We start from the raw sequence: 25,102 nt of genomic DNA, 5'->3' as shown, positions 1-25,102 counted from the left end.
CGGACCGTCTCGCGCGTGTTTCCGCCCTGGAACTTCGACGCCCTGAGTATCCGGAATGGCCATTCCCACGGGCGATCGCGCGTGCTCGGTGCTACGTCGCGCGCCCGATGACCTCGCGTGTGATCACCCTCGTCCTCGGCGGAACCCTCCTCGGCGCGTGCGCCACCGGCTCCGGTGGCTTCTCGACGGGCGGGCGGCAGACAGGCAGCGACGCGGGGACACAGCCTCCACCGGCGATCGACGCGGGCACCTCCGACGCGATCACCGAGGTCGATGCGGGGGAGCCGATCGACGCGGGTGAGCCGAGCACCGGAATCGACGCGAGCATCGGCATCGACGCGAGCACGCCGATCGACGCGGGCACCGACGCAGGGCCGCCCGCGATGCCCGACGCCGGCCCGCCGCCGCGCCCGTGCACGCCGCTCCCGACGACCGGCACGCTCACGATCGACGGCACGACGAGCGGCGGCGCGACGTGGGCGCGCCCGAGCGCCGCGACCTGCCCGGCCACCGCTCGCGCGACCAGCGTCGCCGGCGCGGTGCCGTACGCCGAGCACGTGCTCTGCAACACCGGCGCGGCGGGCACGTTCGAGGTCTGGGTCGACAGCTTCGTCGACACGTACATGGTCGTGTACGACGGCGACCGGATGCCCGCCGACCAGCTCGCGTGCCGCGACGCGGACGACGACGGCGCGGGCTTCTCGCAGCCCCTCGTGACCGGCCTCGCGATCCCCGCGGGCGGTCGCGTCCTCGTCGTGGTGACCGGGTTCGCCGACGAGGACCGGGGCGCGTACTCGCTCTACGCCGCGCGCGAATAGCCTGTCGTAGGACGCCTGAGATTCTCCCATCGGGCGGGGAGGTCGCTGTATAGTCGCAGCGTACCTCTCTCGTCAGAGGGGAACATCCAGGGGGGCAGGGGGCATGCGATCATTCCGGTCGTGGTGGCTCGCGTCGTGGCTCGTCACGAGCGCGGCGTGGGCGGGCGTCGGGATCCACGTCGACGTCGCGCAGGCGCAGGCGTCGACCGACGACGAGGCCCGACGTCATTTCCGGCTCGGCCAGGCGCACTACGAGAACGGCAGCTTCCTCGAGGCCGCGCGCGAGTTCGAGCAGGCCTACCAGCTCTCGCAGCGACCGCAGCTCCTCTACAACGTCTACGTCGCGTACCGCGACGCCGGTGATCTGGTCCGCTCGCGCGACGCGCTGCGCGAGTACCTGACGCGCGTGCCCGACGCGGAGAACGCGGCGATGCTGCGCGCGCGCCTCGAGTCGCTGGATCGCATGGTCGAGCAGCAGGGCACGACCGCGACGCCGACCGAGGCGCCGGCCGAGACGACGCCGACCGAGATCGCGCCGGTCGAGACGCGGGCCGAGACCACGCCCGACGCGTCGCTCGAGACCGCGCCCGATCCGTCGAGCGGCGAGGGCGGCGGCATCTCGCCGTTCCCGTTCGTCGTCGCGGGCGTCGGCGCCGCGATGATGATCGGCGGCGCGATCACCGGCGCGATGGCGCTGAGCTCGCAGGACACGCTCGACGCGACGTGCCCCGATCGCGCGTGCCCGCCGGGCTACGACTTCGAGTCCGAGGCGAACGACGGGCGCGCCCTCGCGCTCACCACCGACGTGCTGCTGATCGGCGGCGGCGTGGTGCTCGCGGGCGGGCTCGTGTGGCTCGTGATCGATCTCGTGTCGGGCGGCTCGTCGTCGTCGAGCGAGCAGCCGCCGGTCACCGCGATGTGCGGCCCGGACGGATGCAGCGTCGCCGCGCACCTGGAGCTCTGAACGTGTCGGGGGGCATGTCGATGAAGAAGCTCGTGGTCGGGCTGGTCGCGCTCGCGCTCGCGGCGCCGGGCTGCACGCTGTCGACGAATTTCGACGGCTACTTCACCGCTGGCGACGACGGCGGGGCCGATGGTGGTGGTCAGCGCGACGACGCGCGCGTCGCGATGGACGCCGAGCCGGAGGACGCGGCCGCCGACGACGCGAGCGCCGACGGATCGCTCGATGGGCGCGCGGGCCACGTGCTGACGATCGCGTTCGACGGCGAGGGCGCGGGCACGGTCACGAGCAGCGACGGCATGATCGACTGCGGCGACACGTGCAGCGCGAGCTACGCGCCCGACACGCTCGTCACGCTCACGCTGGCGCCCGACGAGAACAGCACGTTCGTCGGGTGGTCCGACGAGGGCTGCGACGACGCCTCGCTCACGTGCGAGGTCACGATGGACATGGCGCGCACCATCACGGTGCGCCTCGACATCCGTCAGGTGCAGGTCGCGATCGCGGTGTCGGGCGACGGCTCGGGCTCGGTCGCGTCGTCGGACGGAGCGATCACGTGCGACGGCAGCGCGGCGGGCACGTGCAGCGGGACGTACGCGGCGGGCACGATGCTGACGTTCACCGCGACGCCCAGCGGCACGTCGGTGTTCGCGGGTTGGTCGGGCGGCGGGTGCACCGGCACCGGTGCGTGCGCGATCACGCTCACCGAGGACGTGACGATCGGCGCGGCGTTCGATCGCGATCGACGCTCGCTCAACGTGACGCTCGCGGGCACGGGCAGCGGCGGCGTGACGTCGTCGCCGGCAGGGATCGACTGCGGGATCGACTGCTCCGAGTCGTACCCCGCGGGCACGATGGTCACGCTCGGCGCGACGCCGAGCTCCGACTCGACGTTCGCCGGTTGGTCGGGCGCGTGCACCGGTACGGGCGCGTGCACCGTCACGATGAGCGAGGCGCGCACCGTCACCGCGACGTTCACGCTGCGCCGCTACACGCTGACGATCCAGCGCGGAGGCAACGGCGCGGGCAGCGTCTTCTCGACGAGCCCGGCGGGGCTGATCAACTGCGGCGCGACGTGCTCGGCGATGCGCGACCACGGCGACGTCGTGGCGCTGCAAGCGACCGAGGCGGTGGGCTCGACGTTCTCCGGATGGTCGGGCGGAGGATGCGATCCGACGACGCCGGTGTGCTTCGTGAGCCTGACGTCGAACACGACGATCACCGCGAATTTCACGCTCGATCGCCACACCGTGAGCGTCGCGTACGCGGTCGACGACGGCGCGGGCACGGTGACGTCGGCGCCCTCGGGCATCAGCTGCACGACGGGCGGCAGCACGGGGTGCCTCGCGAGCTTCGACCACGACACGTCGGTCACGCTGACCGCGTCGCCGAGCGTGGGATCGTCGTTCGTGCAGTGGTCGGGCGCGTGCGCGGGCACGAGCACGACGTGCGTGGTGACGACGAACGCCGATCGCGCGGTGACCGCGCAGATGCGCCGCAACCGCTACACGGTCAGCGTCAGCAAGAGCGGCGGCGGCACCGGCACGGTGAGCGGCTCGGGCATCGACTGCGGCGGCACGTGCAGCACGCAGATCGCGCACGGTGAGTCGGTGTCGCTCACCGCGATGGCGTCGCCGGGATCGACCTTCGCGGGGTGGGGCGGCGCGTGCGCGAGCGCGGGCTCGTCGACGAGCTGCACCGTGCCGATCACCGACGCCGCGAGCGTGAGCGCGACGTTCACGCTCGGGACGAACGTGCTGACGGTCACGCGCGTCGGCAGCGGCACCGTGAGCTCGAGCCCGAGCGGCATCGACTGCGGCACGACGTGCGGCGCGAGCTTCACCAACGGACAGACGATCACGCTCACCGCGACGCCGGCGACCGGCTCGACGTTCAGCGGCTGGAGCAGCGGGCCGTGCACCGGCACCGGCACCTGCACGGTCACGATGGGCACCACGCCGATCGGCGTGACCGCGACGTTCGCGCCGATCCGACACACGCTGACGGTCAGCCGCGGCGGCACCGGCGCGGGCAGCATCACGTCGATGCCGAGCGGGATCGCGTGCCCGCCGACCGCGACCTGCAGCGCGCAGTTCGACCACGGGACGATGGTCACGCTCGGCGCGACGGCGAGCACCGGCTCGACGTTCAGCGGATGGAGCGGCGCGCCGACCGGCACGTGCGCCGGCACCGGTCCGTGCACCGTCACGATGGATCAGGCGCGCATGATCGGCGCCACGTTCGCGCTCAACGCGTACCGCCTCGACGTGGTGCGCGAGGGGGGCGGGGGCGGCACCGTGACGTCGAATCCGTCGGGCATCTCCTGCGGGACCGACTGCGATCACACGTACAACCACGGCACCGCGATCACGCTGACGGCCGCGCCCGCGACCGGCAGCACGTTCGCGGGATGGACCGGCGCGACGGGCTGCGGCACGTCGGCGACGTGCGTGGTGACGCTCGCGGCGGCGACGACGGTGCGCGCGCGCTTCGAGCTCGACCGCTACACGCTCGCGGTGACCCGCGCCGGCTCGGGCACCGTCGTGTCGAGCGACTCGACGATCAGCTGCGGCGCGACGTGCAGCGCGACCTACGACCACGGCGCCAGCGTGACGCTGAGCGCGACGCCGGCGACCGGATATCGCTTCGCGGGGTGGAGCGGCGCGACGTGCAGCGGGACCGGCAGCTGCGTGGTCTCGATGACGGCCGCGCAGAGCGTGACGGCGACGTTCGTGCAGCAGGTCACGCTGACGGTGCGGCCCGGGCCCGAGATCGGCGGGCGTGATCCCGTCGTCACGTCCGACGTCGGCAACATCCGCTGCTTCGCGAACGGGTCGACGAGCGGGTGCAGCGACACGTTCGACGCGGGCACGACGGTGCGCCTCGCCGCGAGCGCGCCGGGATGGGCGGTGTTCGACGGCTGGAGCGGCGTCGCGACGTGCAGCCGCGGGACCACGTGCGCGGTGACGCTCGGCGCGAGCACGTCGGTGAGCGCGTCGTTCGTGCAGCTCGGCAACGTCGTGTTCGTGACGAGCGCGACGTACGTCGGCGATCTCGGCGGGCCCGCGCGCGCCGACGACATCTGCGTGGAGCACGCGCGCAGCGCGGGGCTGCCGCCGGTGCAGTACCGCGCGTGGCTCTCGACGTCGTCGCAGTCCGCGCAGGATCGCGGCATCGACGGCGTCGACGGGTACGTGCGGCCCGACGGTCTGCCGGTCGCGTACATCGCGAAGGATCTCGTCACGGGCACGCTGCGCCATCCGATCGGGCTCGACGAGACGGGCACGCCGGTGCCGGTGCCGGCGCTCGCGTGGACGGGCACGATGCACGACGGCTCGATCGCGACGGAGACCTGCGACAACTGGCTCTCGGCGCGCACGACGTCGACCGCGGTGGTCGGGCACGTCGAGCGCGGCGGCGGCGAGTGGACCGCGGCGCTGCGCGGCGCCGACGGGATCGACTGCAGCGTGCCGCGGCGGCTCTACTGCTTCGGCGTGGGCGCGACGTATCCGGCGCGCACGCCGCTGCCGGTCGCGAACGCGGGCTACGCGTTCGTCAGCAGCCGCGCGTTCACCGGGAGCGCGACCGTCGCGACGATGGACTCGGGGTGCCAGATGGACGCGACGGCGGCGGGCTTCTCGGGCACCTACGTCGCGTTCGTGTCGACGCCGACGCAGTCGGCGGGCGCGCGGATCACGTACGCGGGGCCGTTCTACCGGCCGGATGGATGGCTCGTCGGCGGGCGCCCGCAGCTCGTGAGCGCGATGGGCCGGCTGGCGACGACGATGAACCAGCTCGCGAGCGGCGATCCCTACGCGAACGCGCCGGGCTGGATGCCCGCGATGGTGTGGACGGGCCACGCGAACGGGAGCCCCAGTGGGGCCGCGGGTGGCATGCAGACGTGCGCGGGCTGGACGTCGTCGGGCGCGCTGTCGTCGGGTCGTCGCGGCGTGGCGGCCGGGGCTTCGTGGAACCGGTGGGGCGAGGCCGAGCTCGGCACGTGCTCGCAGGCGCTGCCGGTGTACTGCGTTCGGCAGAACTGACTGAGAGCCGCGTCGTGGCGCCGGCGTCGGAGTCGGCGTCGGCGTCGGCGTCGGAGTCGGCGTCGGCGTCGGCGTCGGCGTCGGAGTCAGTGTCGGCGTCGGCGTCGGCGTCGGCGTCGGAGTCGGCGTCGGCGTCGGTATCCGCGCCAGCGTCGGTATCCGCGTCAGCGTCGGCATCCGCGTCGGCGTCGGCATCCGCGTCAGCGTCGGCATCAGCGTCAGCGTCGGCATCAGCGTCAGCGTCGGCATCAGCGTCAGCGTCGGCATCAGCGTCAGCGTCGGCGTCGGAGTCGGCATCCGCGTCAGCGTCGGCCCGAGGTTCCAGCGGAGGTCGATGCCGGCTTGACGCTACGCACGATTCCGCGCGGGCTCGTCTTCGCTTCGCTCGACCTCGCGGTCGGCCATCTCGAACGCTGGCCGGGGTGGCCCGCTCGGGCTTCTCGAGCATGCCGGCGTGCTCGACCGCGTCGACGATGACCGCTTCGCGGTCACCCGTGCTCGCCTCCTCCGCTTCGCTCCGTGCGGCTCCGCGCGGGCGCTTCGCGTCGTCGACCCGGTCTGCGCGCGCCGGCGGCGTGGGGCGGGTGCCCCGAGTGGGGCGCAACGGAGGACACGACGCTGAAGCTCACGGAGAACGCGATCGGATGCTGCCGCGATGTCGGTCGGATCGCGAAGCTGGTCGCGAAGCACGATCGCTCCCTCGCAGATCGGCTGCGACGCGCGATGGCGTCGGTCGCGCTGAACGCGGCCGAAGGCACGGGCGCGTACGACGGCAACGGGCGAATGCGGTTCGGATCGCGCTCGGTTGTGCGCGCGAGGTCGACGTCGCGCTGCGCGTCGCGGAGGCGTTCGGGTACGTCGATGCGCTCGACGTCGAGCTGATGAAGCGCCTCGACGGGATCTGCGCCGCGCTGTGGAAACTGGCGCGATGAGCAATGCGCGCCGCGGCCGGGCGCGAGCTCGGCCGCGCCGCGTGGGTCGTCGTGAGCGTCGACGCCGGTGGAGGCCACGCGGATGTGGATACTGACGCCGACGCGGATGCCGAAGCAGACGTAGACGCAGACGCTGATGGCGACGCAGACGCAGACGCTGCGGCGACGCAGACGCCGATGCCGACGCAGACCCTGATGTCGACGTAGACGCTGATGCGGACGCCGACGCCGACGCCGATGCGGACGCCGACGCTGACGCGGACGCCGACGCCGACGCTGATGCGGACGCCGACGCCGACGCGGACGCCGACGCCGACACCGACACCGACGCTGATGCCGACGCCGACGCCGACGCTGATGCCGACGCCGACGCCGATGCGGACGCCGACGCCGATGCGGACGCCGACGCCGACGCCGATGCGGCCGCCGGGGCCGACGCGGATCCTGATGCCGCTCCGGACCTCGATCCCGACCCAGACAAATGCGACACTTGAATGCGACACTATCCCGTGTCATCTTCGCGCTCGTGCTCGACGACGAGGCGATCTACGGCATCGACGAGCTCGCGGATCGCGCGGGGGTGTCGCGCCGGACCGTGCGCTACTACGTGCAGCGCGGGTTGCTGGAAGCGCCCACCGGCGTCGGCCGCGGCAAGCACTACACCGAGGCGCACCTCGCGCGGCTCGTGCGCATCCGCGAGCTCCAGGAAGAGGGCGTCGCGCTCGCCGACATCTCGGTGCGCCTCGATGGGCCGATCGCGCGCGAGGAACAATGTGACACTCCGGTGCAGAGCACGTGGACGCGCGTCGTGCTCGGGCCGGACGTCGAGCTGATGGTGCGCGGCCGTCGGCTCGACGAGGAGCAGGTCCGCAAGCTGACGGCCGCGATCGATCGCGTGCTGGGGAAGGGGGACGAGCGATGATCACCGAGCGACCGAACGTGGGGCTGATCGCGAACGGTGCGGCGGTTCCGCTCGAGGGCGTGCGCGTCGACGCGACGTTGCGCGGCGCATGCCTCGAGGTGCTGGTGACGCAGCGCTATCGCAACGCGGAGGACGTGCCGCTCGAGGCGGTCTACGTCTTCCCGATCGAAGAGGGCGCCGCGGTCTGCGGGTTCGCCGCGAAGATCGGCGACACCATCGTGCGCGGCCGCGTCGAGGAGCGCGAGAAGGCGTTCGCGACCTACGACGACGCGATGATGGAAGGGCACGGCGCGTTCCTGCTCGATCAGGAGCGGCCCGACGTGTTCACCGCGTCCGTCGGGAACCTGCGCCCGGGCGAGACGGTCGAGCTGCAGATCCGCTACGTCGTGATCGCGCGCCGCGAGGGCGACGCCCTGCGGGTGTCGATCCCGACGACGGTGTCGCCGCGCTACGTGCCCGCGCCGAGCACGCCCGAGATCGGCCAGCCCGACGGTGAGCGCGTGAGCCCGGAGCGCTGGCCCAGCGTGCCCTACGGGCTCGCGCTCGCGCTCGACGTCGAGCTCGGTGCGCCGCTCGCGGGCGTGGAGTCGCCGAGCCATCCGATCCGCACTCAGCTGCGCGACGGCGGCGCGCGCATCGAGCTCGCGCAGGACGACGTCGCGCTCGATCGCGACGTGATCGTGCTGGTCACGCCGCGCGAGCGCGCGAAGCCGATCGCGATGGTGGCGCGCGAGGAGGACGGTCGTCGCGTCGCGATGATCACGTTCTTGCCCGAGCTGCAGGCGACCGACGAAGGGCACGAGGTGATCTTCCTGCTCGACTGCTCGGGCTCGATGGGCGGCGGCTCCATCACGCAGGCCAAGCGCGCGCTGCAGCTCTGCGTGCGCGCGCTCGGTGCGCGCGATCGCTTCGACGTGGTGCGCTTCGGATCGAGCCACGAGGCGTTCTGGGGCACGTCGCGCGCGTTCGACGATCGCTCGCTCGAGGAGGCGACCAAGCGCATCGCGACGATCGACGCGAACCTCGGAGGCACCGAGATCCTCGCGCCGCTGCGCGCGATCCTCGCGCGCCCCGCGGTGCCCGGGCTCGCGCGGCGCGTGCTGCTGCTCACCGACGGTCAGGTCTCGAACGAGGCCGAGGTGATCGCGCTCGCGAAGGAGCACGCAGCGAGCACGCGGGTGTTCGCGTTCGGCATCGGCGCGGGCGCGAGCGAGCACCTGGTGCGCGGGGTGGCGCGTGCGTCGCGCGGGGCGGCGGAGATGATCGCGCCGGGCGAGCGCATCGAGCCGAAGGTGATGCGGACGTTCGCGCGGGTGCGCACTCCGTCGCTCGACGACGTTCGCGTCGAGTGGGGCGCGCTGCGCGTCGAGCAGGCGCCGGCGCGCACGCCGCCGGTGTTCGCGGGGGATGCGCTCACGGTCCTCGCGCGCATCGAGGGCGGCGGCGGCGGCGAGATCGCGCTGGTCGCGGGGACGCATCGATGGACGACGACGATCGACCTCGAGCGTGCGGGCGCGGGCGGGCCGATCCCGGTGCTCTGGGCGCGCGAGCGCATCCGCGAGCTCGAGGACGGAACGGTGCAGCGGCGCGGCTCTGCGCAGCGCCGCGAGGAGAGCGAGGATCGCAAGCGGCGCGAGATCGTCGACCTCGGCGTGCGCTACGGGCTGATGTCGAGCGCGACGAGCTACGTGGCGGTCGAGGAGCGCGCGCCCGATGCGCGGGTGAGCGAGCCCGCGCAGCTGCGCCGCATCCCGGTCGCGCTGACGAGCGGGTGGGGTGGTCTGCCGAGCAGCGTCGTCGCAGCTGCGGGCATGCCCGTGCACGCGACGAGGACGGGCGCGCTCCCGCCGCCGATGGTCATGGCCGCGCCGGCGGGGCTTCCGCCGAGCCCGCGCGCGAGCGCGAGCGGAGGCGCGCCCCCGCGCGCCGAAAGCGCCAAGAAGAAGGGCGGATTCCTCGGTCGCGTGAGTGATGTGCTGTTCGGTCGCGGCGCCGAGGACGAAGGCGCGACGATGGACTTCATGGAGGCCGAGGAGCACGCGACCGGAAGCGCGGATCGCGTGTTCGAGCTGCTGATGACCCAGAAGGCCGACGGCAGCTTCGTGCGCTCGAAGGTCCTCGACGCGTGGCTCGGCTCGGCGCGCGTCGCGAAGCTCGAGGACGCGATCCGCGCGCACGGCGACGCGATCGCGACGACGGCGGTGGTGATCGCGCTGCTCGAGCTCGAGGCGCGCGATCGCGAGAGCGAGTGGCGTCCCGCGATCACGAAGGCGAACTCGTGGCTCGCGTCGAAGAGCGCGACCGTCGACGCCGGCGCGATCGTCCGCTGAGAAGAGCAGGAGGGAGGGCGCCCCACGCACATCGCGTCGACGTGGTCGTGGCCTTCCTTCTCCTCCTGCTCTCCTCAGAAATTCTCCTCAATCACCGAGCGTTTCGAAGAAGGACCAGATCGCGCCCGGTGCCCACGACGGCACCGTGTGCGCGCCCGGGTGCGTGCAGAACACGACCGGATAACCCTCGTCGCAGCCCTCGAACGCGACGCATCCGTTCGCGTCGGTCGCGCCGGTCTCGCTGCATCCGTCGCGGCCGCGCCAGTACTCGCGCGTGCGCACGCCGAGCAGGTCGTAGTCGACGAGATCGTCGGCCGCGCCGTGCACGATGAACGCCGCGACCTGACCGGCGCAGCGCCCGCCGCGCGGCGGTCCACCGGACATCGGACCGATCGCGCGGATCACGTCACCGCGATGACAGCCGAGCGAGCTCGTCATGAACGCGCCGTAGCTGAAGCCGAGCGCGTGCTCGCGCGCGCGATCGATGCAGAGCTCGCCCTCGAGCTGTGCGCGGATCGTGTCGAAGAGCTCGACGTCCGCGCCGTCTGCGGAGAGATCCCACCCGTTCGCGCCGAGCGTCGGGTGCACGCCGTGCGGATAGACGAGGATCGCCTCGCCACCCGCGAGCTCCTCGAAGCGCAGCGCGGCCTGGAAGTTCTCGGCGCTGTCGCCGAGGCCGTGGAACGCGAACACGAGCGCGTGCGGCACGCTCGCGTCGTAGCCCTCGGGGACGACGAGGCGATAACGACGCTCGACGCCCCGCACCGTGAGCGTGCGGTCGACGACGCCCTGCGCGTCCGTCGTGGTGCCGCAGCCCGCGGTCATGCCGGTCGGGTGCACGAAGGGCGGCGGTCGAGCGGCGTCGATCGATGGCTGCGAGCCGGCGTCGGATGGATCGAGCGCGGCGTCGACCTCGGTGGTGGCAGCGCCCTCGCAGCTCCACGCGAAGATGCCGATCACGACGATCGCCATGCTGCGCCCCAGAAAGCACGGAGAAGTCATGGCGTGGCCCTCTACCAAACGGAAGAGTGCGTCCGCAAGCATCCGCGGCGTGGGGAGCCCGCGGTGATCGGGAGTGCGAACGAGCGCGGGGCGGCGCGCTCGCCGACCCCGCGCTCGTCGTGCGCCGTCGCGCGATTAGAAGCCGCCGCCGCTGCCGCCGGTTCCACCGGTTCCAGCGGTCGTGCCGGTTCCACCGGTTCCGCCGGTTCCGCCGGTTCCACCGGTCGTGCCGGTTCCGCCGGTCGTGCCGGTCGTGCCGGTCGTGCCGGTCGTGCCGGTTCCGCCGGTGCCGCCGGTCGTGCCGGTCGTGCCGGTGCCGCCGGTCGTGCCCGTCGTGCCGGTACCGCCGGTCGTGCCGGGCCGCATCGTGTCTTCCTCGTCCTGCGGCATGCCGCCGGTCGTGCCCTCTTCGCCGAACGTGCCGCCCGCGGATCCGGTGCCGGGCTGCACGCCCTCGGAGCCGCTCGGCTCGCCCACCGTGCCCGTCGTGCCTTCGACGCCGCCGGTCGTGCCCTCGGCCTCGAAGCCGGTCGTGCCGGTCGTGCCCTCGGCTTCGAAGCCCGTCGTGCCGCGGCCCTCGATGCCCGTCGTGCCCTGGGTGTCGAGCGTTCCTCCGGTCGTGCCCTGGGTGTCGAGCGTTCCTCCGGTCGTGCCCTGGGTGTCGAGCGTTCCTCCGGTCGTGCCCTGGGTGTCGAGCGTCGTGCCCTCGGGCGGCATCACGCCGCCGCTCGGCTCTTCTTCGGGCTTCGCGCCGGGCTCGCTCGGCTGGTACGTCGTGCTGCCGGGCTGCTCGTAGGTCTCCTGCTGCTGCTGCTCGGGACGCTCGCATCCGGCCAGCAGCCCCGGCGCGCCGAGCGCCGTCACGATCAGCGCGCTCCACCACTTCTTGTTCGTGTTCATCTCGCCTCTCCGTCCGTGGCTTCGCGTGTCCGCAAGAGCCGATCCGCGCGGGAGACCCCGCGGACGACGTCGCGCCGCGCCGCGGGGCAGCGCGACGCGGCGCGACGCACGAGAGGCGGATCGGCCCTTCAGTCGATGCGGCGGCGCAGCACGACGACGTCGCTCGGCTCGGTGCCGATCTCGCCGCGCTCCGCGGTCACCACGATCTCGACGGGATCGAGCGGCGCGCGCGTCTCGAGCTCGCCGTACTCGATGTCCGACTGGTACCGCAGGAAGCCGACGAACTGCGGCGCGCCGCCGCTCGGGATCATCCACACGCCGTAGCGCGAGAAGTCTTCTCCGAGCGACTGCGGCTCCGGCAGATCCGAGACCTGCACGTCGACGTCGCGATGCGTGCCCTCCATCTCGACGTCGATCTCCGCCTTCGCCGCGGGCACGCGCTGCGTGCCTTCCGCGTGCATCTCCGTGGGCGTCGTGCCGCACGCCGCGGCAGTCAGCGCGCACGTGATCGCGATGAGCAGTGTTCGTCCTCGCACGCGTCTTCTCCGTTCAGTGGGTTCTCGTCCGCGATGTCGGCGCGCCCGCGATCGCCGTCAACGTGTGGCTCGGGCGCGCACGTGACCTCGTGCGACCTCGCGCGCTCGCAGCGCGGCACGCGATCTCGCACTGCTGCGATCCGGCGCCGCGTTATCCTCGCGACCCGTGCGCTCTCGCGTCCTCGCCATCGTCGCGTTCGTCGGCGGCGCGCTCTTCGTCGCCGGCGTCGTGATCGACTCGCACGCGCTGCGCATGCTCACGAAGCCGCTGCCGGTGATCGCGATCGCGCTGTGGATCGTGCGCGCCGCGCCGCCTTCTGCGTACCGGCGCGCGATCGTGCTCGGGCTCGGCGCGTCGCTCGCGGGCGACGTGCTCCTCGAGCTCGCCTCGGGCATTCCCGCGCTCGCAGGCTCGCTCTTCGTCGCGGGGCTGCTCGCGTTCCTCGTCGCGCACGTGCTCTACGTGCGCGCGTACACGAGCGACACGCGCGCGCTCCATCCGGCACGCGCGCTGCCAGCGTACGCGTACGGCGCGCTGATGCTCGCCGCGCTCTGGCCCGGTCTCGGCGGCATGGTCGCGCCGGTGGTGCTCTACACGCTCGTCATCTGCACGATGCTGTGGCGCGCTGCGGCGCGCCTGGGGCACGTGGACGCGGCGAGCGCGCGGCTCGCGCTGAGCGGCGCGATCGTCTTCGCGCTGAGCGACTCGATGATCGCGCTCGGACGCTTCGGCACGCACCTGCTGTCCGAGAGCGTGCGCACCGGATGGCCGCTCCGCCTCGCGATCATCACGACGTACTGGCTCGGGCAGTGGGCGATCGCCGCCTCGGCGCGACGCTGATCAGCGCTCGACCGGCACCGACCATCCGGCGCGCGCGTCGCGATGGATCGTGCGCACCCGCTCCTCGAGCGTCGCCGATCCGTGCTTCCACCCGAGCCGCCGCATCGCGTGCGCGATCTGCAGCGGCCACACCCGCGGCGAAGCCCAGAGCTCGAGCACCGGGAACACGAGCACGCCGGTGACCGCGAGCGCGACGATGCGCGCGATCGACGTGCGCTCCCAGAGCTCGCGCACCGTGCCGAACGATGCCGCGCGCGACCACGGAGGCGGCACCGGCTCGAACACGTGCGAGAGCGTCTGCACCCAGACCGCGCCGAGCGCGATCACGATCGCGCCGCTCACCGCGTGCGCGCCCAGCACCTCGCGCAATCCGTGCGCTCCGAGCACGGCGAGCGCGAGCAGCGGCGCCATCACCAGCGCCCACGCGCCGTGCACCGCGACGTAGAACGCGAGGGCGATCGCGGCGCCCGCGATGGCTCCGTCGATCTCGGTGTGCCCGCCGCGGGTGGCGAGCTGCACCGTGACCTCGGCGCACAGCGCGAGCAGCGCGACGTTGATCACGGGTGTGCACAGCGCGTGTCCCCAGCGCGCGATCGGGCGCGTGTGGAACACCTCGTAGAGCTCGGTCTGCAGATCGCCGTCCAGCACGCGCGTGTGCGCGGCGGGGACGATCAGCACGTCGTGGATCCACGCTCGAGCGCACCGCCATGCCGCTGCGGACCCCATGTCCAGGAGCCTACGCAGCGAATGGTTGCAGATGCAATCATCCCTCGGCGGAGACGATCACGAGCACTGATCGGTCGCGCTCACCGCGCGCGGCGCGGCATCGCCCGCGCACCGCAGCGTGCACGTCTCCGCGCCGCGACAGTCGACGTTGCAGGCACCGGTGCACGACACCGCGCAGCTCGCGCCGCTCGAGCACGTGACGTTGCTGCTCGCGCCGACCGCGACCTCGCAGCTCGCGTCGACGCAGCTCACGCTCGAGCTCTCGGCGGTGCTCACGAGGCACGAGCTGCCCGCCGGACAGTCGACGTTGCACGACTCCTCGCACGTGTAGTCGCAATCGCCCGTCGCGCCGCAGTCGAGGTTGCAGCTCCCCGCGCACTCCGTCGCGCAGCGCGCGCCCTCGGCGCACGCGCAGTCGGTGCCCGCGCCCGTGCAGGTGCACGCCGGGCCGGGGCACGCCGACGCCTCGCCGTCTCCGTCTCCGCACGCCGCGACCGCGAGCGACACCCAGACGAAGAGCGCGAACGACGTGCGGGTGCGGTGCGAGCTCGTGGTCATCGACGTGGCCTCCTGCGAAGGAGGCCATCATCGCCCGGCCCGGACCGCGCGCGAAGCGACGTGCGCGAATCGTCACACGACGCCGTCGCGCGTGGCGTTCCGCGGCGCGCGCTCACGCGCCCGAGAGCTGCGAGGGCAGGCGCGGCCGCAGCATCATCACCGCGAGCACCACGAGCACGGCCATGAACAGCATGCCCGCGCCCATCGCCGTGAAGAGCGGCACGATGCCGGTGCGCATCGTCTCCGCGAGCTCTTCGCCCGCGTTCGCCGCGGTGGGCATCTCCTGCGCGTGCGCGGGCAGCGCCACGAGGAGCCCGGCGGCCAGAGCCGCCCATCCCGATCGAGACGACGCTCGGTCCATGTCGTCCTCCTTCGGCGCGAGCAGGAGCATCGAGCGTGCCCAGCTCGCGCGTGCCGTGGCATCGCGCCTCGTGTGTCGTGCGATGGTCGCGCTCGGACCCAGGTACCATCGGGCGCGATGTACCGTTGGACGCGCTTCGTCTTCTCGCTGGTCTCGTTCCTTCTCTTCGCGTGCGGCTCGGGTCCCGCGCCTCTCGACGCCGCGATCGCCGACGCCGGCACCGATGCCCTCGTGATCCCCGATGCCGGCGGCGACCCGCTCGCGATCGCGTGCGTCGCGCCGGTGCACGGCGACATGGTGCTCGGCAGCGCCGGCGATCCGATCCACTTCGTCGCCGCGCTCGGCGATCCCGCTGCGATCACCTCGGTGCGCATCGAGGGCGAAGCCGTCACCCCCGACGCGTTCGGGCTCGTGTCGCGCGACCTCGTCGCGCGCGAGGGCATCCAGTCCGTCGAGGTCGCGATCACGCTCGAGGACGGCACCGAGCGCACCGAGCTCTGCAGCTTCGCGGTCGCGCCGCGCTACGCCGACGCGAGCGAGCCGCTCGACGGCACCGTGCTCGTGCAGCTCGGCGACGAAGCGATCCGCGGTGAGGGCGGCACCAGCCCCGACGCGACGTCGCTGAGCGACGTCGTGCGTACCGCCGCGAGCACGAGCGTCGCCGCGCGCGGCATCGCGATCGGCCTGCCCGCGGGCCCGCAGACGCCGCCCTCGTGCGAGCCGGAGTGCTCCTCGGCGTACGTCACGCGCATCACCTACACCGGCTCGCGGATCGTCGGAGACGCGATGCTCTCGAGCACCACCGGCGACGGCGGACGCATCGTGATCAACGGCGTCGTCCCGCGGATCGAGCTCGACGTGGCGATCGACGCGATGGTCGCGTTCGAGGTGCCGGTCTCGGGCACCGGCACGGTGTCGATCGTCGACGTGATGGTCTATGCCGAGCTCGAGATCACCGAGGTCGGCGGCGAGCTCGCGCTCGTCACGGTGCGCTCCGATCTCCTCGGCGGCGGCGTCACGGCGTCGCTCACCGGGATCGCCGACGAGATGAACCGCCTCGAGGCGGAATTCGCGACCGAGCAGGAGGTCGAGCGCGGCGACGCGCTCTCGATCCGCGCCGAGCTCGCGGGCGGTCTCGCCGACGCGGTGTCGACGCTGCTCGACGAGGTCGTGGGCGGCGCGACGCCCGAGGGGCCGAGCACGCGCGTGCTCCCCGCGATCGCATCGGGCGCCAGCGCGCCGATCGAGATCGAGACGGTGGTGCGCGCGAGCGAGGTGAGCCCCGAGCTGCTCGTGCTGCGCGTCGCGACGCGCTACGACGCGCCGGGACGCGGCGGCGGTGGAGGCGCGCCGACGCGCACGAGCCGCGGCGCGCCCATCTTCGCGCTCGCGAGCGCGCTGCCCGTCGAGACCGAGACGCCGGCCGCGATCGCGGTCTCGGGCGCGGTGCTCTCGCAAGCGCTGCACGCGCACTGGCTCGCGGGCGGCCTCGAGGGCGTCGTGGCGCCGGACATGGTGGTCGCGCCGGACATGGTCGTGGCGCCGGACATGGTGGTCGCGCCGGACATGGTGGTCGCGCCCGACATGATCCGGTTCACGTCGGCGCTCCCGGTGATCGCCCAGCTCGGCGCCGCGGGCGCGCTCTCGATCGCGACGAGCTTCGAGGCGACGTTCGCGGGCCCCGCGCCCTACGGCACGTCCACCACGGTGCGGGTCGCGGCGATCGCGGACGCACGCCTCACCGGCACGGGCGCCGACCCGACGATCGTCGTCGATCGACTGAGCGAGCTGCGGGTCTCGGTGCCCGCCGGCGCGAGCGAGAGCGATCGCCGCACGCTGCGCAGCTACGCGGCGATCCTCGCGCACCACGTCGCGACGTTCTCGACCGGCGACGCGATGCCCGCGCTGCCCTTCGTCGGCCTGGTCGTGCCCGAGGCGATCACGATCGACGGTGCGTCGGTCGCGACCGGCTTCGCCGCGGGCACTCGGCTGTCGGTCGCGGACGCCGACGTGTCGCTGGTGGGATCGCAGTTCGTGATCGCCGGCGACCTCGTCGCGACGACGCCCTGATCACCGCGCCAGGAACGCGAGCGCGCGCGCTTCGAATTCGGGGCGATCCTCGCCGAAGATCGCCCCGTGCCCGGCCTCGGGTCGGATCCAGAGCGCGGCGCGCGGGATCGCCTCGAGCATCTCGACCGAGAGCGACACCGGATAGAGCGGGTCGCGATCGCCCTGTACGATCAGCGTCCGCGCCGCGATGCGCGCGAGCGCCTCGCGCGTGAAGCAAAGATCGTCGTGGCTCTCCGCGAAGTCCGCGGGCGTCCGCCAGAGCGCGCGGATGCGATCGTCGTCGTGCTCGTGGCGCTCGCGCATCACGCGCCACTCCTCCTCGCTGCGTGGCGCCGTCGCGAACGCGCGCAGGATCGGCCGCGCCTGGTCGGGGAAGCGCGGCGTCGCGCTGACGATCACCATCGCCTCGACGCGCTCGGGCTGCATCGTCGCGGCGTGCAGCATCACGTTGCCGCCGAAGCTGAGGCCGATCGCGCGGAACGTGCCCACGCCGATCGCGTCGAGCAGCGCGAGCAGATCCTCCGCGCAGCGGCGATGCGTCAGCGGCCACACGTCGTTGCGCGTGCCGCCGTGGCCGCGCAGGTCGGGCACGATCACCCGCCATCGTGCCGCGAGCGCGTCGAGCTCGAGCGCGTGCCCCCAGTCGACGGCTGCGCCGGTGAAGCCGTGCAGCAGGAGCAGCGGCGGGCCCTCGCCGCGATCCTCGTAGCGCATCTCGAGCCCGTTCACGCGTGCGTGCTTCGTGGTCATCGGACCTCCTCTCGCGCTCGAAATGCTGGGCATTTTCGGGGGTCGTTGACAGCTGGGAAGAATCTCCGGCAGGGTGGACCACCCGACACGGCGAGCGCGACGCGTGCCCTCGAACCTCTCCCGCGTGCTCCCGTCGTCGATGATCGCGCTGGTGATCGGGTGCGCGCCCGCGACGTTCGACTCCGGCGTCGCGCCCGACGAACCATACGGCGACGTCTCGTTCGAGGAGGCGCGCGCGATCTGCGACGCCGAGGCCGCGTTCCTCGAGCAGCACCTGCCCGTGCGCGAGCGCATCGAGCTCCAGTGCGCGTTCACCGCGCTCGCGTTGGGCACCGACTCGGGCGTTTGCGAGACGGCGCGCGTCGAGTGCATCACCCGGACGCCGGTCGTCGACATCGACGTCTGCGAGACGGCGCTCCCGCCGCCCACGAGCTGCCGCGCGACCGTCGGAGACTACGAGGCCTGCACGAGCTGGCGCATCCGCCAGGACTCGCGCCTCCACGCGTTCGCCACGTGCGCCGTGCTCGACGACGCCACGCAGCGCGAGGCGCTCGACGAGATCCGCACCGAGCCCGAGCCCGCGTCCTGCGAGCGCATGCGCCGCGACTGCCCCGCTCTGATCGGCGGCTGAGCCTCGCAGCGCGCCAGTCGGCGCGGCCGTATGTGTGCCAATCAGCGTGGCAGTGCGCAGACGCCCGACTCCTGATGATCACGATTTGTGATTCGGGACGTCCGGAGCGATATGGCGCCAATCCGGGAGTAGAATTGCGCACATATGTCGGACCAACAGCACGCTTCGTCGTCGGTTCCGCGCCTTCGTCTGACGTCGGTGCCGATGGTGCTCATCGTCGACGATCACATCGACACCGCGGAGATGTTCGCGGAATGCCTACGTCTCATCGGCGCTCGCTCGATCGTCACGTCGAGCGTCGCCCAGGCCGAGGCATTGCTCGGGATGCTCCAGGTCGACGCGGTGGTCACGGACTACGCGATGCCCGGGGAGGACGGGCTCAGCCTCGTCCGGAAGATCCGCGCATCCGACGGCGGCGACGCGCTGCCGGTCGTGATGGTCTCGGCCCACGACCGCGACGGCAACGTCGCGGAAGGAGCGCGCGCGTTGGGCGCGGACTTCGTCGCGAAGCCGGTCGACGGCCATCGGCTGATCGACGTCGTGCGCGCGGCGCTCTCCGACGAAGCGCGGCGGCGCGCCGAGCGGGCGACCGATCCCGCGCCCGAGCCGCTTCCCGTCGCGCGCGAGCTCATCGAGCTCCCGCCCGACGACTGGAAGCGCGATCCGCGCCGCGAGGAGTGATCGCTCAGAGCCCGGAGCAGCCGCGGTCGAGCGCGATCTCTCCGAAGCGCTGCTCCCAACATCCCGGCGCCGGCGCCTGCGCGCCGGGCGTCAGCGGCGACCAACCGAGCCCGAACGACGTGCCCGCGGTGCTCGCGTAGAAGCGCATCGGGTAGTTGTGGCGATGCCGATAGTCGAACGCGCCGTGCGGCGGTGCGAGCGCGACCTCGACGAGCGCGCCGAGCCCCAGCGGCTGGCTCGTGTAGCGAGCGCCGACCATCGCGACGTAGTTCTCGACGAAGGTGCGTCCCGCGCCCCATCCGATCTGCAGCGCGGGCAAGAGCTCCGCGAGATGCATGTGCGATCCCGTGACCCACACGAGCGGCGCATCGGGCGCGTCGAAGAGCGTCAGCTGCGCGGGCGCGTGCTCCATCGCGACCGCGGCCTCGCTCGCGACGCGCGCGCCGTAGCTGTGCCCGAGCAGGTGCACCTGCCCACCGTGCGCCTCGAACTCGGGCGCGGTCGCGGCCTCGATCGCGCGCGCGAGCAGCGCACCGTGCGGCCTCACGTGCGCCGCCGCGTCGCGCTGCGCGAGCGGGAACCGCCCCGTCGCCGCGTCGTCGAGCCAGCTGTACGCGACCACGATCGTGTGAGGATCGTGGGCGGCGAGCGTCTGCGCGAGCTCGCGCAGCCACGGCTCGAAGCGCCGCCCTCGCGCGTCGATCGCGTCCCACGCGAGCAGGCTCGGCGTGTTGCGCACCGCGCGTCCCCATCCCGGCGCCCAACCATGCACGACCACGCGCAAGTGGCTCGGCGGTAGCGACCCCGGCGTGACCGCGACGAAGCGCGTGCCGTCCCATCGACCGAGCCGCGCGAGCGGCTGCAGCGTCGACGCGTCCGCTTCGAGGCGCACGCTGCGCGGCGCTGGCAGCACACATCCCAGCGCGAGGAGCGCGCACCCGACGACGATCGCGCGACGCATGCTCCTCTCTTGAGCGTGCGCGCCGCGCGCCGCAAGGGCTCATCCGCCGAGGATCGCGTGGATGGCGATGGCCACGCCGGCGAGGCTCTCGCCCGCGATCACACCCGACGCGACGACCGTCAGATAACGCTCCGACCACTCGGGCGCCCAGCGACGCAGCGCCCATCCGAGCATCGATCCGAAGAAGAGCGAGAACGAGGTCCACGCCTGGATCGTGAACGAGAGCCCGAGGCTCGCCGGGCTCGGCACGAAGGACGCGTACTTCTTCGGCAGCGCGCGCTCGAGCACCGCGAGCACGATGCCCATCACGCCTCCGATCGCCATCGCCTCGAGCGCGCCGGTCGGCATCGACGAGATCCCCTGCGCGAAGAGCTCGGCGACCGCGCGCCACGTCGCGACGGCGGGCGCGGGCCACTCGTCGGTGAGCAGCTGGCGCGCGGGATCGGGCACCAGCACGAGGTACGCGGCGCTGCCCGCGATCGCACCGCCGAGCACGCCGACGGTCTGCGCGATCGCCTGACGTCGCGGGGACGCGCCGATCAGCACGCCGGTCTTCAGATCGTGCAGCAGCTCCGCGCACTGCGCCGCCGCGCCGCCGGTGACGTTCGCGGCCATCAGGTTCGCGGTCACGCTGCCCGGCTGCAGCACCGCGAACGCCGCCTGCGTGACCTTGCCCATCGCGCCGACCGGCGTGAGCGTCGTCTCGCCCGACACGCGCCCCGCGACCGCCGCGAGCACGAACGAGAGCATCACACCGGCGAGCGCGGCCCACCACGCGATGTCGAACAGCACGATCTGTCCGATCACCGCGAGCACCGCGACGACCGCGACGAGCGCGAGGTACGCGCGGCGCGGGACCTCGTCGACCATGACGCGCGTCGCGCCGTCCTCGCTCGCGTCGACGCTGCCGCCGGTGAACGTGCGCACGATCGATCGCCACGAGAGCGCGACGGTCGTGAGCGACGACGTGACCATCATCGACACGCCGGGCCACAGCAGCCAGCGCACCATCGGGCCGAACCACGACTGCGTCGGATCGTCGGCGCCCGCCTGGGCCCATCCGTTCGCGATCACCCAGGGGCCGAGCACGAGCCACGAGAAGAGCCCGCCGCAGAGCATCGTGATCCCGGTGCGCACGCTGCCGAGCGCGCCGACCGCGATCATCAGCGGCGACGGATCGATCGCGACCGTCAGGTTCATCATGCTCGCGCGACGCGCGCCGACCGCGAGCGAGCCCGGCACCGCGACGCTCGCGACGTGCGCGAAGTGCAGCACCGTCTTGGTGAGCGCCGCGAGCGCGCCCGCGCCCACGAGCGCGCGCACCTTGCGCGCCGCGTCCGCGCCCGCTGCGTACATCTTGTCGAGCGTCTCCGCGGACGCGATCCCGTTTGCGAAGGGCAGCTTGTCGACCTCGATCATCTGACGTCGCAGCGCGATGCCGACGGTCACGCCGACCATGCCGATCACGAAGAGCCAGCACGCGAGCTCCGGGTACGAGAGCTCGCGCCCGGTGAGCATCGTCATCGCGGGGATCGCGGAGACGAGGCCCGCGGACGAGATCGACGCGCCCGCGCTCGCGCCCGTCTGGTTGAGGTTGTTCTCGAGCTTCGTGAACGCCGGTGCGCGCGTCGCGCCGCCGACCACGCGCCAGAAGCCCCAGCCGAGCAGGGCCGCGGTGATCGACATGTTGAAGCCCCAGCCGATGCGCAGCCCGCTGTAGATGTTGCAGAGCGAGAGCACCCCGCCGAGCACCGCACCGGTGAGCACCGCGCGCCACGTGAGCTCGGCCTCGGCGGCCTTCGCGTTCGTCATCGGCGCGCACTCTATCGCGCGCGGCGATACTTGCTGGAGTGCTCGTCCCGTCGGTCCCGGACGGGAGCGCGCGAAGCGCGCGGACGGGAGGACCGGCGGGCGAGCCGATGCGCGCGTCCAGTGAGCCGTCACAGAGGATTCGTCGGCTGCTGCGGAAACTCGCGTAAGATGCACGCGAGATGACCCGGAGCGACGCGCGCGGCTCGGAAGGGCTCGCGACCGCGGGCGCGCTCGACGGCGAGAGCGAGGCCGCGGTGCGCGCGGAAGAGCGCGCGCTCGACGTGACCCGCCTGCGCGAGGTGCTCGCGGCGTCGGCGATCCTCTGGCCGATCGTCGCGCTCGTCTACCTCCCGATCGCGCTGGGCGAGAGCGCGTCGCTCGCGAGCTTCGTGGCGCCGCAGCTCGCCGGGTGGATGGGGATCGTCGTCGCGCTCCGCATCGCGCAGCGCGCCACGTTCGACGATCGCGCGCAGCGCGCGGTGCTCGCGACCGGCGTGGTCGTGCCGGCGATCGCGAGCGGTCTCGTGAGCATCGCGCACGGCGGGATCACGAGCCCGTTCGCGCACGGCGTGCTGTGCGTGCTCACCGCGTTCGCGATCGCGCTGCCGCTGCCGGCGCGTCGGTCGTGGCCGTGGCTCGTCGCGACGACGCTCGCGTGGCCGATCACGCTGCTCGTGGCCTCGCGCTTCGCGGGCTCGCTCGCGGCGCAATGGGACGACCCGCGCCTCGCCGCCGACTTCCAGGAGAGCGCGATCGCGCAGCTCGTCGGCGCGCTGCTCGCGGGCTCGGGGATGCACGTGCAGTGGCACATCCGCCGCGAGGTGCTCGTCGCGCGCGAGCGACGTCGCTATCGCCTCGAGGAGAAGCTCGGCGAGGGCGGGATGGGCACCGTGTTCCGCGCGTTCCATCCCGGGCTCGGGCGGGCGGTGGCGCTCAAGATCCTGCGTGACCGCGCGGACGAGTCGCTGCGCGCGCGCTTCGTGCGCGAGGTGCGCGCGACGGCGGTGCTCGAGCACCCGAGCACGGTGCGCGTGCTCGACTGCGGCACGACCGACGACGGGCACCTCTACTACACGATGGAGCTGCTCGAGGGCGGCACGATCGCGGAGCTGGTGCGGCGCGAGGGGCCGCTCTCGCCCGAGCGCGCGACGTACCTCGTGCTGCAGGCGGCGCGTGCGCTCGCCGAGGCGCACGCGCGCGGGCTCGTGCACCGCGACGTGAAGCCCGAGAACCTCTTCGTCACGTCGCAGGGCGGCGAGCACGACGTCGTGAAGGTGCTCGACTTCGGCATCGCGAAGAGCCTCGCCGCCGACGGCGCGCTCACGGCGGACGGAGCGCTCGTCGGCACGCCGCGCTTCATGTCGCTCGAGCAGGCGCTCGGCGAGCCCGTCGATGCGCGCGCCGACGTCTACGCGCTCGGCGCGGTGCTCTACTTCGCGATCGCGGGCGCCGCGCCGGTCGAAGAGCCGACGATCTTCGCGATCGTCGCGGCCCACGCGGCAGGGACGATCCTGCCGCTCTCGTCGCGCCGCGCCGACGTGCCGATCGCGCTCGAGGCCCTCGTCACGCGCTGCCTCGACGGCGATCGCGCGGCGCGCTTCGCCGACGCGGGCGAGCTCGCGCGGGCGCTCGCCGAGACCGGGCTCGCGTCGCGCCATCGTCCGCGACCGATCACCGCGCGACCGCGCAGCCATCCGCCGAGCGACGACGTGCCCACGAGGATCGCCGATGCGGGCTGAGACGCTCGGTCCGGTGCAGACGAGCGACGCGATCGCGCCCGACGCGCGCGCGCACGACGCGAACGTCGCGCGCCTGCAGCGCGTGCTCGGCCTCGGGCTCCTCTTGTGGAACGTCGTGGGCATCCCCAACGACGTCGTCGTCACCGAGACGTTCGGGCTCTCGTACACCGAGTTCACGATCGCGCGCGTGCTCGCGACGTCGATCCAGCTCGCCGGCTACGTCGGGTTCTTCCTGCGCCCGACGCCGGCGCAGCTCCGCGTCTACGAGTCGCTGCTCTTCGTCGGTACGTCGGTGGGGCTCGCCGCGCTGAACCACGGACCGGGCGGGCCCACGCCGATCTTCCTCTCGTGCACGCTGCTCGCGCAGGGCATCACGGTGCCGCGCCCGTGGCGCGCGGGGCTCGTCTCGCTCGGCGCGACCTGGCTCGCGTACCCGATCGCGTTCGTGGTCACCGAGGTGCTGACGCACCGCAACGCCGCGTACTACGACGATCCCGGCGCGTGGGTGCCGCTCGCGCTCTCGCTCGGGTTCGCGGCGCTGAGCGGCGCGTTCCTGGTGTACGGCGGCGAGTCGTTGTGGGCGCTGCGGCGCCGCGCGCTCGAGGCGCAGCGCGTGGGACGTTATCGACTGCGTGAGCGCCTCGGCGGGGGCGGCATGGGCGAGGTGTGGCTCGCGCAGCACCCCGGGCTCGGCCGGCCCGTCGCGCTCAAGCTCGCGCGCGGGGATGCGGGCGCGCGCCTCGCGAACGAGATCGACATCCTCGCGTCGCTCTCGCACCCCGGCACGGTGCGGCTCGTCGACCGCGGGCGCACCGAGGACGGTCGCCTCTACTGCGCGATGGAGCACGTCGCGGGCAGCACGCTCGCCGAGGTGGTCGAGCGCGAAGGACCCATGTCGATCGCGCGCGTGCTGTACGTCGGACGACAGATCGCGCGCGCGCTCGCCGAGGCCCACGCCGCGGGCATCGTGCACCGCGACGTGAAGCCCGAGAACGTGATGCTCAGCTCGTCGCCCGCCGATCCCGATCGCGTGAAGCTGATCGACTTCGGGCTCGCGCTGCGCATCGGCGCGGGGTCCGAGCCGCGCATCGAGAGCACGCGCGCGGCGCGCATCGCCGGGTCTCCGCGCTACATGGCGCCCGAGCAGCGCCAGGGTGCGAGCCTCGACGCGCGCGCCGACGTGTTCGCGCTCGGCGCGGTGCTGTTCCACGCGCTCACCGGTCGCTCACCGCTCGACGTGGACGGCGCGGTCTCGATGCGCGCGCTGATGGACGACCCGACGCTCGTGCGCGCGCTTCCCGACGTGCCCGACGACGCGCGTGCGGTGCTCGCGCGCTGCCTCGCGATCGAGCCCACCGATCGCCTGCCCGACGCGAGCGCGGTCGCGGAGGCGCTCGCGGCGTGTCGCGACGAATCGCGCGTCTGAGGAGAGAAGACCACGTCGACCGCTCTCGCTCGCTCCTCGGAGAGCACGGCACGCGCAGCTCGCAGAATCAAAGGACACTCTCCGTGTTCTTGCTCCCGCGCC

Annotated in this window: 20 protein-coding genes; 11 read left to right on the top strand and 9 right to left on the bottom strand. The window is 72.9% G+C overall.

Going from position 1 to position 25,102, the window contains the following annotated elements:
- Positions 1-107 precede the first annotated feature (107 nt).
- The 5 genes from DB32_RS39495 (at position 108) to DB32_RS39465 (ending at position 10,006) form a co-directional block, all read left to right on the top strand.
- Positions 108-818 carry a hypothetical protein gene (locus DB32_RS39495; protein ID WP_053237825.1) on the top strand — a complete coding sequence of 237 codons (711 nt, stop codon included), beginning with the start codon at positions 108-110 and terminating at the stop codon, positions 816-818.
- Between the two features lie 103 nt (positions 819-921).
- Complete coding sequence (locus DB32_RS39490; protein WP_053237824.1) at positions 922-1,782, top strand: tetratricopeptide repeat protein; 861 nt, start codon at positions 922-924, stop codon at positions 1,780-1,782.
- A 20-nt stretch (positions 1,783-1,802) separates the two neighbouring features.
- Positions 1,803-5,822, top strand: a complete 4,020-nt coding sequence (locus tag DB32_RS47675; protein WP_169791700.1) for an InlB B-repeat-containing protein — start codon at positions 1,803-1,805, stop codon at positions 5,820-5,822.
- A gap of 1,413 nt (positions 5,823-7,235) precedes the next feature.
- Positions 7,236-7,676 carry a MerR family transcriptional regulator gene (locus DB32_RS39470; RefSeq protein WP_083458342.1) on the top strand — a complete coding sequence of 147 codons (441 nt, stop codon included), beginning with the start codon at positions 7,236-7,238 and terminating at the stop codon, positions 7,674-7,676.
- Positions 7,673-10,006, top strand: a complete 2,334-nt coding sequence (locus DB32_RS39465; protein WP_053237819.1) for a VIT domain-containing protein — start codon at positions 7,673-7,675, stop codon at positions 10,004-10,006. Before DB32_RS39470 ends, DB32_RS39465 begins: the two co-directional genes overlap by 4 nt.
- Positions 10,007-10,093: 87 nt before the next feature.
- Here DB32_RS39465 and DB32_RS49250 read toward each other — a convergent pair whose 3' ends face one another.
- The 3 genes from DB32_RS49250 to DB32_RS49240 all read right to left on the bottom strand — a co-directional run bounded on the left by DB32_RS49250 (position 10,094) and on the right by DB32_RS49240 (position 12,444).
- Positions 10,094-11,008 carry a CE1 family esterase gene (locus tag DB32_RS49250; protein ID WP_205627115.1) on the bottom strand — a complete coding sequence of 305 codons (915 nt, stop codon included), beginning with the start codon at positions 11,006-11,008 and terminating at the stop codon, positions 10,094-10,096.
- Between the two features lie 135 nt (positions 11,009-11,143).
- Positions 11,144-11,908 (bottom strand): hypothetical protein, encoded by a 765-nt coding sequence (locus DB32_RS49245; RefSeq protein ID WP_053237817.1) that lies wholly within the window; start codon positions 11,906-11,908, stop codon positions 11,144-11,146.
- Positions 11,909-12,036: 128 nt separating this feature from the next.
- The gene (locus DB32_RS49240) at positions 12,037-12,444 is read right to left on the bottom strand and encodes a hypothetical protein (protein WP_157070114.1); all 408 of its coding nucleotides are present in this window, start codon (positions 12,442-12,444) and stop codon (positions 12,037-12,039) included.
- Between the two features lie 166 nt (positions 12,445-12,610).
- On the opposite strand from DB32_RS49240, the gene DB32_RS39440 reads away from it, so the two are divergent.
- Positions 12,611-13,285, top strand: a complete 675-nt coding sequence (locus tag DB32_RS39440; RefSeq protein ID WP_075097739.1) for a lysoplasmalogenase — start codon at positions 12,611-12,613, stop codon at positions 13,283-13,285.
- Here the strand turns inward: DB32_RS39440 and DB32_RS39435 are convergent, their stop codons facing one another.
- From DB32_RS39435 to DB32_RS39425, 3 genes are all read right to left on the bottom strand, one after another.
- Positions 13,286-14,011: a hypothetical protein gene (locus DB32_RS39435; protein ID WP_157070111.1), complete on the bottom strand. Its 726-nt coding sequence runs from the start codon at positions 14,009-14,011 to the stop codon at positions 13,286-13,288. It lies immediately after the preceding gene.
- A 57-nt stretch (positions 14,012-14,068) separates the two neighbouring features.
- Positions 14,069-14,569, bottom strand: coding sequence for a hypothetical protein (locus DB32_RS39430; protein ID WP_053237813.1), 501 nt, complete (start codon positions 14,567-14,569; stop codon positions 14,069-14,071).
- A 112-nt stretch (positions 14,570-14,681) separates the two neighbouring features.
- On the bottom strand, positions 14,682-14,960 hold the full coding sequence (locus DB32_RS39425; protein WP_053237812.1) for a hypothetical protein: 279 nt from the start codon (positions 14,958-14,960) through the stop codon (positions 14,682-14,684).
- A gap of 87 nt (positions 14,961-15,047) precedes the next feature.
- On the opposite strand from DB32_RS39425, the gene DB32_RS39420 reads away from it, so the two are divergent.
- Positions 15,048-17,000: a hypothetical protein gene (locus tag DB32_RS39420; protein WP_053237811.1), complete on the top strand. Its 1,953-nt coding sequence runs from the start codon at positions 15,048-15,050 to the stop codon at positions 16,998-17,000.
- Here the strand turns inward: DB32_RS39420 and DB32_RS39415 are convergent, their stop codons facing one another.
- Positions 17,001-17,750, bottom strand: a complete 750-nt coding sequence (locus DB32_RS39415) for an alpha/beta fold hydrolase (RefSeq protein ID WP_053237810.1) — start codon at positions 17,748-17,750, stop codon at positions 17,001-17,003.
- A gap of 103 nt (positions 17,751-17,853) precedes the next feature.
- On the opposite strand from DB32_RS39415, the gene DB32_RS39410 reads away from it, so the two are divergent.
- Positions 17,854-18,381, top strand: a complete 528-nt coding sequence (locus DB32_RS39410; protein WP_157070109.1) for a hypothetical protein — start codon at positions 17,854-17,856, stop codon at positions 18,379-18,381.
- A gap of 144 nt (positions 18,382-18,525) precedes the next feature.
- Positions 18,526-19,062 (top strand): response regulator, encoded by a 537-nt coding sequence (locus DB32_RS39405; protein WP_083458340.1) that lies wholly within the window; start codon positions 18,526-18,528, stop codon positions 19,060-19,062.
- 4 nt (positions 19,063-19,066) lie between these two features.
- Here the strand turns inward: DB32_RS39405 and DB32_RS39400 are convergent, their stop codons facing one another.
- Both DB32_RS39400 and DB32_RS39395 read right to left on the bottom strand, forming a co-directional pair.
- Positions 19,067-20,023 carry an alpha/beta hydrolase family protein gene (locus DB32_RS39400; RefSeq protein ID WP_053237807.1) on the bottom strand — a complete coding sequence of 319 codons (957 nt, stop codon included), beginning with the start codon at positions 20,021-20,023 and terminating at the stop codon, positions 19,067-19,069.
- Between the two features lie 39 nt (positions 20,024-20,062).
- A complete protein-coding gene (locus tag DB32_RS39395) occupies positions 20,063-21,835 on the bottom strand; it encodes an OPT family oligopeptide transporter (RefSeq protein WP_053237806.1) in 1,773 nt (590 codons plus the stop codon).
- 179 nt (positions 21,836-22,014) lie between these two features.
- Between DB32_RS39395 and DB32_RS39390 the strand changes: the two genes are divergently transcribed.
- Positions 22,015-23,574, top strand: coding sequence for a serine/threonine-protein kinase (locus DB32_RS39390; RefSeq protein ID WP_053237805.1), 1,560 nt, complete (start codon positions 22,015-22,017; stop codon positions 23,572-23,574).
- Positions 23,564-25,000, top strand: a complete 1,437-nt coding sequence (locus DB32_RS39385) for a serine/threonine-protein kinase (RefSeq protein ID WP_053237804.1) — start codon at positions 23,564-23,566, stop codon at positions 24,998-25,000. The genes DB32_RS39390 and DB32_RS39385 overlap by 11 nt, the downstream gene beginning before the upstream one ends.
- The last annotated feature ends 102 nt before the right edge of the window (positions 25,001-25,102 follow it).

This window comes from Sandaracinus amylolyticus, assembly GCF_000737325.1.
Lineage (GTDB): Bacteria > Myxococcota_A > Polyangia > Polyangiales > Sandaracinaceae > Sandaracinus > Sandaracinus amylolyticus.
Note: the sequence above shows the minus strand (reverse complement) of the source record. Positions and strands in the feature narration are given on the sequence as shown.